The organism is Rhodospirillaceae bacterium, assembly GCA_016722635.1.
In the GTDB taxonomy this organism is placed as follows: Bacteria; Pseudomonadota; Alphaproteobacteria; order JAEUKQ01; family JAEUKQ01; genus JAEUKQ01.
Genome location: JADKIX010000010.1, coordinates 446,873 through 463,094, shown reverse-complemented (window position 1 = coordinate 463,094; position 16,222 = coordinate 446,873). Strand labels below are relative to the sequence as shown.

Genomic DNA, 16,222 nt, shown 5'->3' with positions numbered 1-16,222 from the left:
ATTAATAAATTACTGAACCATCAAAAATAAACCAAAATTTATTATCCACATATTATGGACTAAGCGGCACATAGAATAACTGGCTGCGGGAATTACCGCCGGGTAACAATGTAGAAAAAGGCCACCAATATCTGCCAGAAATCCACACATATTTTTGATCCGCACTTATTTTTCCTGCAAAAAAGGTAGGCTGAAACGTATTTACGTCTTTCGCCCTTACAAAACTATCCCCTGTTGGCCTTGGCAGAATAAAAGGCTTTTCCATGTTCCCATTGGCACCGATTTCTAAAAATACATCCACCATCTTTTCCTCATACACTCCCCCTACCACTAACATCAGTTTTGGCATTTGATCTGGTTGGGTCGCTATTGTATCCATCCATGGGATCGATTGGCCGCTAAGTGACCATTCGCTTAAAAATACCCCGGCCGGTAATTTAATTTTTAAGTTTTTGAATGCTCGATCCCCCCAAAATGGTGAAACGAATGGATAAAGAATCTCCACCACCAAATCAGGACTTTCTGAGGAAGGTGCTTTTTCTAAATGGGCTAACCACAGATTTCCTTGCTGATCAATTACAGAATGTGAATAATAGTTTTTACATACTACGGGCGAACTAAACCCATCCTTTAAATTAACACCCTCACGAAACACCCAGAAACACTGCTTGGTATAAGTGTTTGATTTTTCAGAACCGAGCCCACCAACCGATAAAAGGAATTGTCCGGTTTTATACTCTTGAATATTGATAAGCGATTGTTTTTCCAAAAATTTTTCTGCATCAAACCCTGGAATTTCAAAAGTATTTTTCCAAACCGCTATTGGTCTAAGGGCTGCGGCCTGCGCTAATCTTCCAAAGTTAATCACCTGAATTTTTACTTTGTTCTTCACTGTTTCCGAATAGGCAACGATGGTTTGCTGATTGGAAGTTTGAAAGAACGTCACGCGATCAATATTTCCGGTAAGGGGAAGAGTTTTTTCCCATACAGTTATTAATTGGCCGTTGCCAAATTTGTCCGATACCTCCGCTAATCCCCAAACCTTCCAAAGCTTCTGGCCATTCTTCGTTTCAGAAAAAACCAAAATATATCTACCATCTGGGGTACTAATAAATTCTGGATCTTGTATTTTTGTTAAATCCACCGGTTGATAAACCTGATCTTTCCCTAACCGGAAAATTCCTGGAACGGTGATTTGGTACCCCTGATTATCTAATAAAACAGGCCCACCTAACCCCCCATTCCCAGCCCCCTGCCATATTAAAATTTTTCCATCTGCCATTAGTTGATGAATGCTTTGATCATATATATCTTCTTGAATCCAAGTTGCTTGCACCGGTTTTGCACGCCACGAAACAGCCGCATTGATGGCTCTGGAATACAGGTAGGTTTTAAACTCATATTGAGGTGTTTGCGGGTTGGCGGAAGGTAGATCAACGGCAGTCAAACAAAAGAAAACCGGTTCCTTTTGCAGGTTAAGCATAAAAGAACAATGATCGCCAATACGGGTATCCGGCAAATTCATGGTCGGTTGCAGAACGGGGGTAAGTTTTTGCACAGATGTTTGGGCAAAAAGCGGTAGGTCAGTCTTATAACAAAAGGCAGCTAATACCATAAAACTAACCAATATTTTTGAGCAGACTTTCATCATTTTTTCTCCGTGACAATTTTTTTCAGACACCCACATTTAAGGCCTATTTGCATTAGGCTAAAGGCAAATGATGGCAAAATTATGTCAACAAGCAGCGAACATCATACGCAAAAAAACAGCCGGGCTTAATTGGCGCTAAGCCCAGCTATACCCGTTTTTAAAATAATAACCGCCTATTTTTCATATAAGCTTTTATTAAAGCGTGCCATGTTAGTTGTAAAAATTGATAAGGTTTCAACCAGATGTTCTTGTGTAACCCCGCCCACCAAGGTCAAGGTAATGCCCAAATATGGGTCATTTTCATCATCCAGCCATGCCGTGCCATATAAACGATCCGAGTTCCAATCATTAACGACTTTCATGCTGGTGCCATTATCTAAATCAAGACCACGCACAAACTGTAAAACCTTGCAAGATTTGACAACTTGTTTATCGCAACTATAAAAATAAACATCAAATTTCAAGCCCGAGTCAGCAGAAGCGATGGTTGGATCACCATCTTTATCCGTTGAAATTTCCGCACGGAACCCTTTCTGCTGCATAATTTTTGCAAGTTCCACGGCCGTTATTGAGGTATATATCACGCCACTACTACTCGGTTGTTGGGCTAAGGCCAAGCTGCTTACCAATAGCATGCCGGAAAACATTGTAACCGCCATTTTCCAAATCTTCATTGTTATTTCTCCTTTATTCAGTAAATTTTAACTCGTATAACTTGGTGGTAAACAATCAAAACTATTTATCGGTCATTTAGCACCCGCAATATATTACAATTCGCTGGGATAAACAATTCTAAAAATTCTTACGAAAGATTGTTTATTGTTTAATCTTCTTATCCAATTATGTCTTTTTTGTGGCAATTGGATAAAAGTTTGAGATCATGAAAATTGCCAAATCATTTTTAGATAAATTTTATGAAGAATACGTAAATGTTGGCTGAATGGAAATATTTGATTGCAGGTTTTGTGATATTGGATCTTTTGACGGTGTATCTTGTGATCCGTTACGTCCGAGAACGCTCCAGAAAAAATTCAAACCAATCCCCCGCCCTATCCTCACCACGATCTTCCGTTAAAATTAAAGTCAATCCTTTAGACCATACCTCAAGCATTGCCTACCAAGAAAGCTTTGTTTTCCCAAATATCTTACGAGAAGACGTTTTCACTGTAATCGGCAACATTGCTGATTATCCAAAATGGCGGGAAGGTCTGAAGAAAGTTAATATCTTGTCAACCAATCCGCTGATTTACGAAGAAACCGCTGTTAATGACATGGTTTTGAAATTCCAGGAAGTACCGCAATACTCCAAATCCATCCTACGCGTGGGGGATGACCCTCATTTGCCCGGACCCTTGGAAGTGAAATTTGAGGTGCAACAAATACAGAAGAGTCACACGCAGAAACCTGAATCAACCTTGACCATTTTCATTCATATAAATTTGTTATCCATTCCTAAAAGTTCTTTGATGCACAAAGCCAGCAATATCATGTTTCAAAAAATGATAGAACATTGGGTTAAAAATTTTGGCGCGGGGTTGCAAAAATTTTTAAGGGAAAGACAAAACTAACTTTCCCCTTGTTTTATACGAATTCATCATGCAAGTAACTTCCTGTATTCCTCGGTTATTTCCATGCTTGCCGCTGACGAACGGATTACCCTTCTATAAGATTGGCTAAATTGATGCCGAATGTGATACAAATACGTATCATGATTACTTTTTATACAAAAATTATTTCAAAAAAATTTATTTTCCGTATACAACCAGATCAATAATTATTTTGTTGTAAGGAAAATGAATGGGTTATTTAGAATCAGCGGCAGACTATACCAAACGCAGCAACTTTCTGTCCTTATCAGAGAAAAAGTCAATTAATCAATTAGTTAGCCAGCATTTGGATCAAGCCAAAGACGTTGTTCTTGAGTATCTGCAAGGGCAAAATTTTAATTTATATGTGGGGGGGTCACTGGCCCGGGGTGAACCATCAATTCGTTATAATGATCAGTTGCAGGAGCTGAAATCTGATGTCGATATGGTGGTGGTGGCCAAGGACAAACCGGCATTTGATTTGGCTGAACTGGAACAAATCTTGCAAAAGCGCTTTCCTCAATTTCATGACACCCTATGTTTCTTAAGCAGCGCCGCCATTCCCAAACTTAGTTTTGCTTTAGCAAGGGATTGCTTTGAAGGGATGCAACATCCGCTTCATGAAAGTTTTACGTTAACCCAACCGTCTTTACCCCCCTTAAATTATAAAAACATCCTAAGCATTGTCGTTTATCAATTAGCTGGCGTTCTTTTCGCGGCAAGCAACCCGGGCGGCGTGAAAATTGGCAATCTTACTTTCTGGCACCGCAATCCTGATTATCAAGAACTTAAAATGCTGCTGGAGATTTTACGCATGGCAGCTGTCCATTTTTTTGATGACCTTAACCCCACCTATCAAAATGTTTTTTTGCATCGGCGTCAGCAGCAAATGCAACAAATCCTTCCAGCCGACATGATTGAAAAACAACTGCACCATAGGGAATTCTGGGTTGAAAACAGAAATTTGCATATGACCCCCCTTATTGCAGGTGTTCTTACCCGCACACTTTGTGCTATCACCAATACCCTCACGACTTTAAAAATGATTGAAAACATCGGGGATGAAATATATCCGGGTTCCGATTTATTGGATGTTTTTGCAGCCACTGCCATCATTGCCTATATTGCCAGAGCAGGGCAGGATAATTTTTCGGGAAAATACTGGGAAATAGCTGCAGAAAAATTAAGCCATCTGCTGGGTTCTGCCATAAAAAACTATTCGCGGGAGCAACTGTTGCGGGAGCTTGACGCCCTGCGCGCCCCTTATGCCCAAAAATGGTGGCTGACTTTTAGTTTTTCAACCTTACAAAATAAAGCGGTGGCAGCATAATTAACCCCTCATTTTTACCCCCAACTACTCTATCAATTCAGTCAAAAGGATCAATCATGAAAATCGGATTTATTGGTCTAGGAATTATGGGCTACCCCATCGCCGGGCATCTGGCACAAGCGGGTCACCAAATAACGGTTTTCAATCGCAGCCCGGATAAATCGGCAAGATGGGTTAAGCAATATCCGGGGATGGTCGCTGGCAACATATCTGCGGCTGTTGCGGACGCAGAAATTGTCTTCACCTGCGTTTTAGATGACAAGGCCCTTAAAGAAATTACGTTAGGACGCTTAGGTATCCTTCATCAGATGAAGCCTGGCAGCTTGCTGATCGATCATTCAACTATTTCTAAAGATACCTGCTTAAAAATTAATGCGGTTGCCTCATCTAAAAAAATCCCCTTTCTGGATGCACCGGTATCAGGGGGTAAAATTGCCGCTGACGCAGGCAAGCTGACCATCATGGCAGGTGGCACCCCAGCAGCTTATCAACAAGCTGTTCCTTTGTTTCAACTATACGCCAGCAGTTATGAATGGATGGGGGTCAGCAGCTCCGGTTGTTTGGCCAAAATGGCCAATCAAATTTGTGCGATTGCTGTACTTCAAGGCTTGGCTGAGGGATTGCGTTTCATTGAAGCAACGGGCTTAGATGGCCAACAATTGTTAAAAGTCATGCTAAATGGTTCCGCCCAATCCCGACAAATGGAACAACGCGGCCCACGGATGCTGCAAAAAGATTTTAAACCCCAAGCCAGTGTTCGGATCTGCCTCAAAGATTTAAATATATGCTTAAAGGCAGCTAAAAAACTGGGCTTACAACTGCCGTCCACCAAGGTCAGTCAGCGGCTGTTTAAAAAGCTGTTTGATCATGGCATGGCCGATATGGATATCAGCAGCTTGATTAAAAGCTTATAGGAACCCCTATATGATAGCCAAATGGGTGAGGAGGATATGCGTTCCCATGCCAATCAAGGTCACCCCGCCTAAAACTTCGGCCGCTCGGCCAACGGTTGCCCCGATATAACGTCCAATCATCATACCGATTGTTACCATAAAGAACGTAATGCCCCCAATAACCGCGGCACTCATTAAAATATCGGTTTCCAAGAATGCCAAAGTGACGCCTACAACCAGGGCATCAATACTAGTCGCGATTGCCGCCAAGACTAGAATCATCCAGGAGTCTTTTGGAGATTTTTCTCTTTCAAGCTGATGGTAATACCCTTCCCAAATCATTTTGATACCAACCGCACCCAGCAATATAAAGGCGATCCAATGATCAATGGCTTCCACAAAACCGCTGGCGGCATTGCCTAACAGCCACCCAAGCCAGGGCGTGACCATTTGTACCAAACCAAAGATAAGCCCAGTTTTTATGGCCACCCGCCAATTGGCGCGAGTCAAGGCGGCCCCTTTGGCTAAAGCGACGACAAAAGAATCCGTTGATAAGCTAAACGCCATAGCGAAAATAGAAAACATTACCTATACCTAACCAGGCAGATAGACCACTGGCTACTCCCCATAGCTTTCGGTGATAAGGTTTTACCGGGGTAAAGTCAAGCACTGGCGCGATTATAAAAGCCCCTCTGAAGTTAGGATAAAAACATTGACCCTGCCCTCACGGTAAGGATTATAATGCCAAAAACGCACGAATTTATTATCGCTTTTATAGGATAAATCACCCATGTCGGATCATTGCGGCCACCATGTATTTACGGGTCAATCTGCTGCTTATCAGCGGATATTATGGATTGTGGCTGGGTTAAATTTCCTGATGTTTGGGGTAGAGTTGGGATGGGGAATTGCCGCTTCTTCTCAAGCGTTATTGGCCGACTCGCTTGATCTGCTGGGAGATGGGTTAACCTATAGCCTTAGCCTATGGGCTATCCATCAAACACCCCGCCACCGATCCATCGTGGCGATGCTGAAAGGTGGCAGCTTATTACTTTTCGCCCTGATTATTTTCATTGATATCCTCATCCATATTTTTGCTCAACATACCCCCCTGCCCATAACCATGGGCTGGGTCGCTGCCGCTGTTTTAGTCGTCAATGTTTTATGTGCCATTTTACTATACCGCTTCCGCGATGGCGATGCAAATATTCGGTCGGTGTGGTTATGCAGCCGCAATGACGCCATTGGCAACCTGTTGGTGATGGTAGCAGCCGGCGCGGTTTTCCTGTTTCAATCCGGTTGGCCGGATTTGCTGGCCGCAGGTATTTTGGTTCTGCTGTTCTTATCAAGCGCCATCAGCATTTTGCGACTGTCTTGGCTGGAAATGACGCATCACAAAAATCACTTGCCAAAAGCTAGTGATTAAAACCCACCCAGCCAAATTCTTTGAAAATAAAATTGGTGGGTGATCGCGGACTCGGACCGCGGACCCGCTGATTAAGAGTCAGCTGCTCTACCACCTGAGCTAATCACCCAATACCCAACACGTGCCCAGTGGTAGACTTTTCCTGAGAGTGTGTCAAGTCCTCTCCTAACTTCCGCATACCAAGAAAAAAAGTAAATAATTTTATTGTTAAAGATATTATTAAAGATGATGACAGCTTTAAAAATTTTAATCTTATTAACATCACCGAATAAACATTAACGGAAAAAGGACAGGCCCTAATACAAGCCATAGGGCATAGACTGCCAGACAGAAACCTCCTAAATATCTTAAATAATTCTGCCCCTGAACTGATAGAAAATGTTTAATTACTCCTGTTATCAACACCATAATTGTCCAAACACTCATAAATCCTATGAATAAGGCACACAATGCCAAGAAATATGAAATCGATTTTTCCGTTGAATAATTTGGCAGAAAAAAAATAGAAGAAGCAGTGTTAAATTGAATATTTGGTGACATCACTAGAAAATTTAATAAAACAATCAACCAAAATTTTGCTTGATAAGATCGTGGATGATTTTCCCCCTTGAGCCAAAATTCCCGCAATCCCAAATATAATAACAGGCATCCCCCTATTCCTGAAATTATGGTTACAATTTGCAAAGAGGAAATAGAGAAATGAACCAAATGGAAGATAGCGATCAACCCATATAATATTTGGGATAGTGTCCCACCCAAAGCGACTGCTATTCCTGATTTTATGCCTTGGAGCAGCGTTGTATTCCAGCATAATAAGATAACAGGAACAGTATAAAGAGCAGTAATGGCGCTAATATGTAAAACAAGAAAATGTATATCTATCGTCATTGACCTTATATATCCCAAACGGTAAGCAGTTTCAAAAGTTGATTACTATACAACATATGGTATATTTCAAGGGAAAATATACTAACTATTCTGGGGGTTAAGTAAATATTTGCTATGTCAAGTATTCGCGCAGCTGTAGACAATGATCTTCAAAAAATTCAAGCATTATATAAGAAGGTAGCTCGCCTCAGTGGGGGAATTGCCAGGCGTGAGCAGGAAATCACCCTTCCCTACATTCAGGATGTTATGAAAAAATCAAAAGAAAGTGGCTTTAACCTGGTGGTCGATCACCCGCAGAATCCCCGGCAAATTATTGGGGAAATTCACTGCTATACTTTAGAGCCTAGCGCCTTCAGTCATGTACTCGGGGAATTGACCATTGCCGTTGACCCAGATTTTCACGGCCAAGGCATTGGCAAAAATTTATTTAGCACCCTCTTCTCCCATATCCAGGAGCACCGCCCCGATATTTTTAGGGTTGAGCTTTATACCAACGAAAAAAACGTCAAGGCCTTGGCTTTATATGAACGCATGGGCTTTGTCCGGGAGGGACGGTTGGCTGGTAAAATTAGGGTTCATAATGGCAGCATTGAGGCGGATATCCCCATGGCCTGGTTTAACCCCAATTATACCCATCGGGCTGATTTTTCCACCCATGGGAAATAGATTATCCCTAAATCCCATGATAGGAAGCCAAATTATGTTTCGGCTTTAGACAGTTGCGGATAGGCTTCTTCCACAGGTGTACTATTGCTTTTGATTTCTTGGTATCCCAAGTTTAATTCTTGGTTCAGTTTTTCCTTGTCCAAGACTTTTTCCCAATTACCTACCACCAAGCAAGCCACCGCATTGCCCACCATATTGGTCAAAGCACGTAATTCTGACATGAATTTATCAACACCTAACAGCAAGGCGATGGCAGCCACCGGAATTTCGCCATTAACTGCCGCCAAGGTAGCGGCCAGCGTTACAAACCCTGCCCCTGTCACACCGGATGCACCTTTAGAGGTAACCATCAGGATCAATAACAGCGACAATTGAGAACCCAAAGACAACGGAATATCAAGCGCTTGGGCCAAAAAACCAATCGCTAAAGCCAAATAAATATTGGTGCCATCCAGATTAAAGGAATAACCGGCAGGAACAACAACGCCAACCACCGCTTTCGGCGCCCCTAATTTTTGCAGTTTTTGCATTAACGGGCCGATGACCGTTTCACTGGAAGAAGTGCCGAAGATGATCAGCAACTCATTTTTCAAATAATTAATCAATTTCGTGATACGAAAACCATTCAGGCGGGCAATACCGCCCAGCACTAATAGAATAAATAAAGCGCAGCCCAGTGCCATTGAACCAACCGCCCAAGCCATACTGATTAAAGCGCCGAAACCAAATTTGCCAACAGTAAAGGCGATGGCGCCAAAGGCCGCAAAAGGCGAGAACAGCATCAAAAATCCAAGAATTTTGAAGGCGATACGTTATCGTTTTTATGCAAGCGATGCTTGGAAAAAAGGGCCGCGCGCCGACCATGGGCGGATTGCGACCACAAGGCTTAAGAACGGTTATGCAGCTTGATTCCAATGCCATTGAAAAACTTAGACAGTCAGGCGGCCTTCGTTGAATTCAAAAGGCTCCAATGGTCATGTGATTGAGCAATGAGCTAGCGACCTGTCTTATCAGGCCTATCTGATGCCGCTGGTTGACAAGTTTTTCATAGCCCAACATAATATCCCTATCCCCCATCAATATCCGTTAGCGGGTGTGACAATGACCAACATATCAACAAACACAACCCTTTTACCCCAATTCCTGCAGGAATTATCACTTCTACAAAACCCAAAACGCGCGGTCATCGAAAAGAAATATCATAAATCCAGCCGCGAGCATTGGGGGGTTAGCGTCCCGGATTGCACAAAATTGGCGCGGCAATTTGGCAAGAAACTAAGTGAACAACACCTAATCGCCCTAGCCAATGATTTGTGGCAAACCGGTATTTTTGACGCCATGACCGCTGCTAGCAAAATTTTGGCTTTGCCCAAGATAAAAGCTTCCACCGAACTTTGGCAAATGGTTTGCAGCTATTTAAAAGATGTCGATGGCTGGGCGCTTGAGGATCATTTGGCTCGCACCGGTTGGAAATGTATAGCAGCCGATGAACAATTGCTAGATCAAGTGGAACAATGGACAAAACATGCCAATTTCTGGATGCGGCGGGCCGCCCTGATTTTCACCCTGCCCTATGCTAAACCAGGACAAAACCCCGAACGGATGCTGGGTTGGGCCAGCCAATATGCCAGTGACCCAGAATGGTTTATCCAAAAAGCAATCGGCTGGTGGCTGCGCGACTTGGGCAAACACAACCCCAAACGGGTCATTACCTTTCTTAACCAACATTGGCCAAAGCTAAAAACCGTTGCCCGCAAAGAAGCCACCCGCAAGTTGGGTCAGGAATGGGTGGCGAAACTTATACATAGGGCTGTCGTAGCATAAGGTATTAATAGCCTCAAACACTTGGTTTGTTTTGCGTTTTTTTCAGGAAACATCTGCTGCATCCCTCTGCCAAATTCCGCGGCTTTCTTGCCGGTTATCCATATTTGCCAGCTTTTGATCGCTCTTGCTGGTACAGCCGTTGTGACCGGCGAAGGATATTGGGAATATCCTGATCTTGGCCCAATATGCCATGAATGAAAATCCGACCGTCCTTCATCGGCTGAAAAACAACGTAATTCTCGCGGATCAGGTAAATCAGGAAGTCAGTATCGCCCGTCAACTCCTTGCGGGCCGGAAACCGCTTGTAATTCTCGGTAATATAGTCGAAGCCTTTTGTTAAGATATCAAAATACTTTTTGGTCTGCTCGTAGCCCCATTGTTTGATCGACCATTCTTTTTGATCGCGCAAATTTTGGACAGCTGCGGGCGAGAGAAGATATGTTGGCTTGCTCTTCATTATTCTTCGTCAAAAATGGCGCTCGGGGTAATTTCAATACCGGCGCCGCGCTCCATTTCGTACTGGCTGCGGACAAGAGAGGCAATGCCAGCCTCATCCCGCATATCACGACGGATCAAGTCACGGATATACTCGCTCGGGGTTGCGTATTCATGCTTATTATTGGTGCGCTGATCAACAAATGCCCGCATCTCATCGGGCAGACTAACATGCAAGCTGCTAGACATGTTCTGTTACTCCTTCCATTTAAATTGTCATTTCTATAATCTGCCTCTCCAAAAACAATGTCAATAGATGACATTATAGCAGAGGCAAGCCCTACACACCGTCAATTATTTCAGCGTTCAACATCTTGATCTTTATCTAAATTTCTTGATTGATTTACACTTTTTTCCGGGAAGCGTTGCTGCATTCGTCTACTAAACTCGGCAGCTTTCTCACCCGTTAATCCGTACTCTTGTGCTGTTGCTGAATAATTTTTCTCTGACAATTTGTTTTGAAGGGTGGTCTGAAATTGACTAGTAAAATTAATGGTCTCACCCCTTTCGGGGATCTTTTGAAACTCTTTAATATGTCCAATAATTATTTTCTTTTGGTTTGTCCGCATCATAAAATCCTGACCGGCCTGACCAACAAAGGAACCATGATAAGCTTGGCCAGGTTCTGTTGTGGCGATGTAAATATCATTCCAAGGAATTGTTGATTGTGATAAGAAACCTAAGGCCTTACGCATCATTTCTACTTTTTCAGGGTCTATCATCTCGCTAAATAAGCGATTCATACCGCCTAAATCCCCCTGATGTGATCGGATTGAAATATCAATCATACGTTCTTTAGTTGAAATATCGAAAGCCAAATTATATCCCGCTTGTTTTGCTAACGCTTCCGTAAAAGCGCGTTGTGTCCGTCCGTTTCCTTCCCGAAAGGGATGAATCTGGTTTAATTCGGTAAAAAACTCGCTAGCCTTATCAGCAAATTCTTTCGGTTTTAAATTTTTTAGGAAATTATCTTTTTCAAGCCGACTAAAAAGGCTTTCTATTTTATGGTCAATCAAATAGCTAGGAGTGAAATTGCTATTGCCCTTTGATATGCCAATTGTTCTTGGCTGACCTGCCCAATCATAAATATCTTGAAAAATATAGTAATGGGTGGCTTTTAACCTTTCAAAATCAAAAGACCCCTTCGAACCCTTAATCTCTATTTCAGCCAACCTATCACTTGTTAAAGCAGCTTCTGCTTTAACAAGTTTTTGTTCATTCGTAATATTAAGCTTATTCTTCAGGATTCCATTTTTTAGAACGTATGGATCAATCACTTAATTGACTCACTATTTGCTGAATTCTCTGAGTTTTTTCTTCACTTGTAATTGTCCCGGCAACCCACATTTCAAAAATAGATCTAGTTTCTTTGTCCAGAAAAATTCCTTCAATCCGCAACGAAGCCTCAGCCTTTCTGAAAGCTTCAAAACGGCGTTGTTTTTCTGTATCATCAATCAACTCGGATTGATTTTTTTTTCTAGCGCCCAACATTCTTGTTTTCCCTTTCTAAGTATCTCAAATAATCTTAGAATTATACACAAATTCAACGTTAAAAGCAAAACCGCTTCTTCCTATAAGAGCTCGGATACTTTGTTATAGCCTCAAAAAATATTACTTTTTTAGCAAATTTAATTATTTAGAAGACCGGTTTATTTCCCGCATCTTCTTTGCTGTTTCATCCTCAATGCAATCATTTATAGTTTTTTGCAAAGCTGCTTTATCCTCTTTTTCCCGGGGTGTTGCCAAAGAATTAACGAAGTTCGTACATTCTTTTGTTGCTTCGCGCTGGCATTTATTACTGCCTCAAAGCTTCCTGCTTCTTCTTAGTATAAAAACTGACACAAGCCTCATAAGATTTCTCATGGCCCGGGTCATTTCTATATCCAAACCAAGGAGAAATTCCAAAAAAACCGTCGCAATATGAATCTATCTCCACAAACTTATACTCATCCATTAATAGATAAAATTTCTCGCCAGGATGGCTAATAATATAGCTCGTAGGTGGGTAGTACATATAACCTGTGGTGAATCTCCCACCAAAAAATATTTCACAGCCTTTTCTTTCCCTCAGCAAGTTTTCTTTCTGAAGCTCGTCACAACGAGATTGGATATACTGTTTTTTTTCTTCTCTACCTGGAACCTGTGCTAAAGCTGGCAAACTAATGCCAATGGCTAAAAATATCGCTATAAGTATTTTCATTCTTTTGGTTCCTCGTGTTGATGTTTCCATTTTTTCAAATCAACCATTTTATTTTCGGTTTTGTATTCTTTTTGTTGGATCAATATTGCTTCTTCCAACATATTTTGTAAATTTTTATTGCTGATTAGCAGATCAAACACATATTGAGTGAGCGCGCCAAGACTTAATCTTTTACCGGTATGATCTTTTTTCCCAATAATAAATCTCTTAACATTGTCATATGTATTTTCTTGTAACCTGACCATAGCTCCGATCATGTCGTTATTTTTACTTCTTTACAAATTTATAATAACACAAAGATAAAATCGGTGGTTGATTTATAGGATGTTAATACCATGTTATAGAAGCGACCAATAAACTGGGTGTGTTGCAATAATCATATGTCTGCCAGTTGATCTTTAGCCAATTTCTTTCTAAAGTCCTTTTCATCATTTTATTCAGGAGTTACTTTATGCCTCTTTCCATGTATCAAGCATCTGTTCCCGTTTTTACACGTATGTTTGCTAATTTATCGGCCATTTTAACCAAGGCTGAGGCCCATGCCAAGGCCAAGAAAATTGAACCAGCGGTTTTCATCAATGCCCGCTTGGCCCCTGATATGTTTCCTTTGTCCCGCCAAATTCAAATTGCCAGCGATTCAGCCAAGGGTTGTGCCGCCCGCCTGGCCGGGGTTGAGGTGCCAAGTTTCCCCGACACCGAAACCACCTTCGCCGAATTGCAAGCCCGTATTAAGAAAACCGTAGATTTTATCAAAACCTGCCAACCCAAGCAAATTGATGGTACCGAAGAGAAACCTATCCATTTAAAAATGGGGGATTGGGAAGCAAAATTTAAAGGCCAAGATTATCTGTTGAATTTTGCCCTGCCCAATTTTTATTTTCATATCACCACCGCTTATGCCATTTTACGCCACAATGGCGTGGAAATTGGCAAAGGCGATTTTATGGGTAAATAATCATTCATACCATTCAAGAAGCTCCCATTTTTTTAGCTGCTTAAGATAAAAAAATACTTTTTGATTTTATATTTTAAATTGTTTTTTTCAGCCATTTTTCCTATGGGAAAGTGGCTGATTTTATATCGCATAATTGCAAGAAATAAAATAAGTTTCGCATGATACCATAATCATCTAATGATTATGGTATTTTCGTTCAATAAAAATTACTTGTGATCATACTCCATAATCAAACACAATAATAAACAACAATAACAAACCACCCTGGGCAACCAACATATGAAAAAGAATTTTCCTGCCACCTCGCAAGCCCTTTGGGGACATTTGCTGTTGGTGTTGCTATCCTTGGTGGCAATTGCCGCACATTTTGCCTTACGCTTTGCCGCATTGTCTGACTTAGCGGGTATCCAAGTGGCTGATATGCCCCTGATGGCTGTTATCACGGCAGGATCCATCCCCGTGCTTTGGCAGATCGGGCATAAATTACTGAAACTTAATTTTGGGGCGGACATCTTGGCGGTATTGGCGCTGATTACCGCCGCTATCTTAGGGGAATATCTTGCGGCAGTATTGATTATTGTGATGATTGCCAGCGGGCAGGCCTTGGAAATATATGCCATGCGGAAAGCATCCTCAGCATTGCTTGCCTTGGCCGCACGCATGCCCTCCATTGCCCATCTGAAAACGGATGTGGGGATAGAAGAAATCCCGATCGGTGATATTCGTATTGGCCATAAAATTGTCATATTTCCCCATGAAACCTGTCCGGTAGATGGCGTGGTGATCGAAGGCCATGGTTCGATGGACGAATCCTATTTAACCGGTGAACCTTATCAAGTATCAAAAGTTGCAGGAACCAGCGTGCTTTCCGGTTCAATCAATGGCGAATCCGTCCTGGTGGTACTCGCGGAAAAATTGCCGTCCGATTCCCGTTATGTAAAAATTATGGAAGTCATGCGGGAAGCCGAGCAGAAACGCCCAGCCCTACGCCGGCTTGGCGACCAAATCGGGGCAGTCTTTGTACCGCTTGCCCTGACAGTCGCAAGCCTGGTCTGGCTAATAACAGGGGAGGCCACGAGGTTCCTGGCGGTTCTCGTAATAGCTACACCTTGCCCATTATTGATTGCCATCCCCATCACGCTGATAAGCGCCGTGTCTATGGCCGCCAAGCGCGGGATCATTATTAAAGACCCCACCGTTCTCGAGCGCTTACCCACCTGTCGCACAGCCATTTTTGATAAAACCGGCACGCTCACTTACGGTAAACCGGAATTAACGGAAATTATTGCCGCCCAGGGCATTGCCCCGAATATTATTTTGCAGCAAGTCGCAAGCCTAGAGCGTTATTCCAAACATCCGCTGGCAGATGCAATTTTGAGGTCGGCAGAAAAATCGAAACTACCGCTTCTTGATGCCACCAGTGTTTCCGAAAAACCCGGCATGGGGCTTACGGGTACCATTGATGGCAAAGAAATCCATGTCACCCACCGCAAAAAATTATTACAAGTAAGGCCAGAAATTTTATCCATCATCCCGCCCATTACCGCCGGACTGGAATGTATTATCCTCCTGAATGGCTTATATGCCGCCACCTTCCACTTTAGGGATGAACCCAGGAAAGACGGAAAATCCTTTATCGGGCACCTGGCCCCCTCCCATCATTTCACAAGGCTGATGCTGGTTTCCGGCGACCGGGAATCGGAAGTGGCCTATCTCGCCCAGTATGTTGGCATTACGGTAACCATGGCATCGCAAAGCCCGGAGCAGAAATTGGCCATCGTACGGGCAGAAACCGCGAAAGCACCCACCTTGTATATGGGGGACGGTATCAATGATGCACCCGCCCTCACCGCCGCCACTGTTGGTATAGCCTTTGGCCAAGCCAGCGATGTGACGGCTGAGGCGGCTGGCGCCTTGATATTAGAGAATACGCTGGCCAAAGTGGATGAATTACTTCACCTGGGCCTGACGATGCGCAAAATTGCCCTACAAAGCGCCATAGGCGGCATGTTGCTCAGCATCCTTGGCATGGGGTTTGCCGCTGCCGGATATCTAACACCTGTCGATGGCGCGTTACTACAGGAAGGAATTGACGTGCTGGCCATCATGTGGGCCTTACGTTTAACTTGGCAAAGAAAAATTGAAAGCGAAATTTAACGGCCAGGATTATCGTTTAAATTTCACGATCCATTCCTAAAATTTATTAATCTTTTACTCTATTCCCATAATTACTTGTTGCCAAATTGGGCGAAATGGGATAAATAAGTTTCTGTTTTGTTTTCCAAACTTCCCTATCCCATTGATGAAC

General features: G+C 42.7%; 19 protein-coding genes and 1 tRNA gene. 8 read left to right on the top strand and 12 right to left on the bottom strand.

Annotated features, from left to right (window positions below; translation table 11 throughout):
• Nucleotides 1–52: 52 nt before the first annotated feature.
• A complete protein-coding gene (locus IPP67_06540) occupies nt 53–1,651 on the bottom strand; it encodes a hypothetical protein (GenBank protein MBL0338815.1) in 1,599 nt (532 codons plus the stop codon).
• 173 nt (nt 1,652–1,824) lie between these two features.
• Nucleotides 1,825–2,325 (bottom strand): YbjN domain-containing protein, encoded by a 501-nt coding sequence (locus IPP67_06535; protein MBL0338814.1) that lies wholly within the window; start codon nt 2,323–2,325, stop codon nt 1,825–1,827.
• A gap of 255 nt (nt 2,326–2,580) precedes the next feature.
• On the opposite strand from IPP67_06535, the gene IPP67_06530 reads away from it, so the two are divergent.
• From IPP67_06530 to IPP67_06520, 3 genes are all read left to right on the top strand, one after another.
• Nucleotides 2,581–3,219 (top strand): hypothetical protein, encoded by a 639-nt coding sequence (locus IPP67_06530; protein ID MBL0338813.1) that lies wholly within the window; start codon nt 2,581–2,583, stop codon nt 3,217–3,219.
• 229 nt (nt 3,220–3,448) lie between these two features.
• The gene (locus IPP67_06525) at nt 3,449–4,567 is read left to right on the top strand and encodes a nucleotidyltransferase domain-containing protein (GenBank protein ID MBL0338812.1); all 1,119 of its coding nucleotides are present in this window, start codon (nt 3,449–3,451) and stop codon (nt 4,565–4,567) included.
• A 56-nt stretch (nt 4,568–4,623) separates the two neighbouring features.
• Complete coding sequence (locus IPP67_06520) at nt 4,624–5,481, top strand: NAD(P)-dependent oxidoreductase (GenBank protein MBL0338811.1); 858 nt, start codon at nt 4,624–4,626, stop codon at nt 5,479–5,481.
• A 6-nt stretch (nt 5,482–5,487) separates the two neighbouring features.
• Here IPP67_06520 and IPP67_06515 read toward each other — a convergent pair whose 3' ends face one another.
• Nucleotides 5,488–6,045, bottom strand: a complete 558-nt coding sequence (locus IPP67_06515) for a manganese efflux pump (GenBank protein MBL0338810.1) — start codon at nt 6,043–6,045, stop codon at nt 5,488–5,490.
• Nucleotides 6,046–6,250: 205 nt separating this feature from the next.
• Between IPP67_06515 and IPP67_06510 the strand changes: the two genes are divergently transcribed.
• On the top strand, nt 6,251–6,886 hold the full coding sequence (locus tag IPP67_06510) for a cation transporter (protein MBL0338809.1): 636 nt from the start codon (nt 6,251–6,253) through the stop codon (nt 6,884–6,886).
• Nucleotides 6,887–6,919: 33 nt separating this feature from the next.
• On the opposite strand, the gene IPP67_06505 is transcribed toward IPP67_06510, so the two are convergent.
• Nucleotides 6,920–6,995, bottom strand: a tRNA-Lys gene (locus IPP67_06505).
• A 152-nt stretch (nt 6,996–7,147) separates the two neighbouring features.
• Entirely contained in the window at nt 7,148–7,774 is a 627-nt protein-coding gene (locus tag IPP67_06500) for a hypothetical protein (protein MBL0338808.1), read from the bottom strand.
• Nucleotides 7,775–7,888: 114 nt separating this feature from the next.
• Between IPP67_06500 and IPP67_06495 the strand changes: the two genes are divergently transcribed.
• The gene (locus IPP67_06495) at nt 7,889–8,440 is read left to right on the top strand and encodes a GNAT family N-acetyltransferase (protein MBL0338807.1); all 552 of its coding nucleotides are present in this window, start codon (nt 7,889–7,891) and stop codon (nt 8,438–8,440) included.
• 32 nt (nt 8,441–8,472) lie between these two features.
• Here the strand turns inward: IPP67_06495 and IPP67_06490 are convergent, their stop codons facing one another.
• Nucleotides 8,473–9,222: a cation:dicarboxylase symporter family transporter gene (locus IPP67_06490; GenBank protein MBL0338806.1), complete on the bottom strand. Its 750-nt coding sequence runs from the start codon at nt 9,220–9,222 to the stop codon at nt 8,473–8,475.
• A 241-nt stretch (nt 9,223–9,463) separates the two neighbouring features.
• Between IPP67_06490 and IPP67_06485 the strand changes: the two genes are divergently transcribed.
• Nucleotides 9,464–10,264 carry a DNA alkylation repair protein gene (locus IPP67_06485; protein ID MBL0338805.1) on the top strand — a complete coding sequence of 267 codons (801 nt, stop codon included), beginning with the start codon at nt 9,464–9,466 and terminating at the stop codon, nt 10,262–10,264.
• A gap of 94 nt (nt 10,265–10,358) precedes the next feature.
• Here IPP67_06485 and IPP67_06480 read toward each other — a convergent pair whose 3' ends face one another.
• The 6 genes from IPP67_06480 to IPP67_06455 form a co-directional block, all read right to left on the bottom strand.
• The gene (locus IPP67_06480; protein MBL0338804.1) at nt 10,359–10,673 is read right to left on the bottom strand and encodes a type II toxin-antitoxin system RelE/ParE family toxin; all 315 of its coding nucleotides are present in this window, start codon (nt 10,671–10,673) and stop codon (nt 10,359–10,361) included.
• Nucleotides 10,674–10,720: 47 nt separating this feature from the next.
• Nucleotides 10,721–10,948 (bottom strand): CopG family transcriptional regulator, encoded by a 228-nt coding sequence (locus tag IPP67_06475; protein ID MBL0338803.1) that lies wholly within the window; start codon nt 10,946–10,948, stop codon nt 10,721–10,723.
• Nucleotides 10,949–11,058: 110 nt separating this feature from the next.
• Nucleotides 11,059–12,036, bottom strand: coding sequence for a Fic family protein (locus IPP67_06470; GenBank protein MBL0338802.1), 978 nt, complete (start codon nt 12,034–12,036; stop codon nt 11,059–11,061).
• Nucleotides 12,029–12,250, bottom strand: a complete 222-nt coding sequence (locus IPP67_06465) for an antitoxin VbhA family protein (protein ID MBL0338801.1) — start codon at nt 12,248–12,250, stop codon at nt 12,029–12,031. The genes IPP67_06470 and IPP67_06465 overlap by 8 nt, the downstream gene beginning before the upstream one ends.
• Nucleotides 12,251–12,554: 304 nt before the next feature.
• Nucleotides 12,555–12,959: a hypothetical protein gene (locus tag IPP67_06460; GenBank protein ID MBL0338800.1), complete on the bottom strand. Its 405-nt coding sequence runs from the start codon at nt 12,957–12,959 to the stop codon at nt 12,555–12,557.
• Nucleotides 12,956–13,216, bottom strand: coding sequence for a hypothetical protein (locus IPP67_06455; protein ID MBL0338799.1), 261 nt, complete (start codon nt 13,214–13,216; stop codon nt 12,956–12,958). The genes IPP67_06460 and IPP67_06455 overlap by 4 nt, the downstream gene beginning before the upstream one ends.
• Nucleotides 13,217–13,410: 194 nt before the next feature.
• Here IPP67_06455 and IPP67_06450 point away from each other — a divergent pair, with 194 nt between their 5' ends.
• Both IPP67_06450 and IPP67_06445 read left to right on the top strand, forming a co-directional pair.
• Nucleotides 13,411–13,914 carry a DUF1993 domain-containing protein gene (locus IPP67_06450; GenBank protein ID MBL0338798.1) on the top strand — a complete coding sequence of 168 codons (504 nt, stop codon included), beginning with the start codon at nt 13,411–13,413 and terminating at the stop codon, nt 13,912–13,914.
• Between the two features lie 279 nt (nt 13,915–14,193).
• Nucleotides 14,194–16,071 carry a heavy metal translocating P-type ATPase gene (locus IPP67_06445; GenBank protein MBL0338797.1) on the top strand — a complete coding sequence of 626 codons (1,878 nt, stop codon included), beginning with the start codon at nt 14,194–14,196 and terminating at the stop codon, nt 16,069–16,071.
• Nucleotides 16,072–16,222: the final 151 nt, after the last annotated feature.

Coding starts and splice junctions, on each gene's coding strand:
- IPP67_06510 (MBL0338809.1), top strand. CDS start 6,251: ATGTCGGATCATTGCGGCCACCATGTATTTACGGGTCAATCTGCTGCT.
- IPP67_06475 (MBL0338803.1), bottom strand. CDS start 10,948: ATGTCTAGCAGCTTGCATGTTAGTCTGCCCGATGAGATGCGGGCATTT.
- IPP67_06455 (MBL0338799.1), bottom strand. CDS start 13,216: ATGATCGGAGCTATGGTCAGGTTACAAGAAAATACATATGACAATGTT.
- IPP67_06525 (MBL0338812.1), top strand. CDS start 3,449: ATGGGTTATTTAGAATCAGCGGCAGACTATACCAAACGCAGCAACTTT.
- IPP67_06465 (MBL0338801.1), bottom strand. CDS start 12,250: ATGTTGGGCGCTAGAAAAAAAAATCAATCCGAGTTGATTGATGATACA.
- IPP67_06530 (MBL0338813.1), top strand. CDS start 2,581: ATGTTGGCTGAATGGAAATATTTGATTGCAGGTTTTGTGATATTGGAT.
- IPP67_06540 (MBL0338815.1), bottom strand. CDS start 1,651: ATGATGAAAGTCTGCTCAAAAATATTGGTTAGTTTTATGGTATTAGCT.
- IPP67_06520 (MBL0338811.1), top strand. CDS start 4,624: ATGAAAATCGGATTTATTGGTCTAGGAATTATGGGCTACCCCATCGCC.
- IPP67_06515 (MBL0338810.1), bottom strand. CDS start 6,045: ATGTTTTCTATTTTCGCTATGGCGTTTAGCTTATCAACGGATTCTTTT.
- IPP67_06490 (MBL0338806.1), bottom strand. CDS start 9,222: ATGCTGTTCTCGCCTTTTGCGGCCTTTGGCGCCATCGCCTTTACTGTT.
- IPP67_06495 (MBL0338807.1), top strand. CDS start 7,889: ATGTCAAGTATTCGCGCAGCTGTAGACAATGATCTTCAAAAAATTCAA.
- IPP67_06485 (MBL0338805.1), top strand. CDS start 9,464: ATGCCGCTGGTTGACAAGTTTTTCATAGCCCAACATAATATCCCTATC.
- IPP67_06500 (MBL0338808.1), bottom strand. CDS start 7,774: ATGACGATAGATATACATTTTCTTGTTTTACATATTAGCGCCATTACT.
- IPP67_06535 (MBL0338814.1), bottom strand. CDS start 2,325: ATGAAGATTTGGAAAATGGCGGTTACAATGTTTTCCGGCATGCTATTG.
- IPP67_06460 (MBL0338800.1), bottom strand. CDS start 12,959: ATGAAAATACTTATAGCGATATTTTTAGCCATTGGCATTAGTTTGCCA.
- IPP67_06445 (MBL0338797.1), top strand. CDS start 14,194: ATGAAAAAGAATTTTCCTGCCACCTCGCAAGCCCTTTGGGGACATTTG.
- IPP67_06450 (MBL0338798.1), top strand. CDS start 13,411: ATGCCTCTTTCCATGTATCAAGCATCTGTTCCCGTTTTTACACGTATG.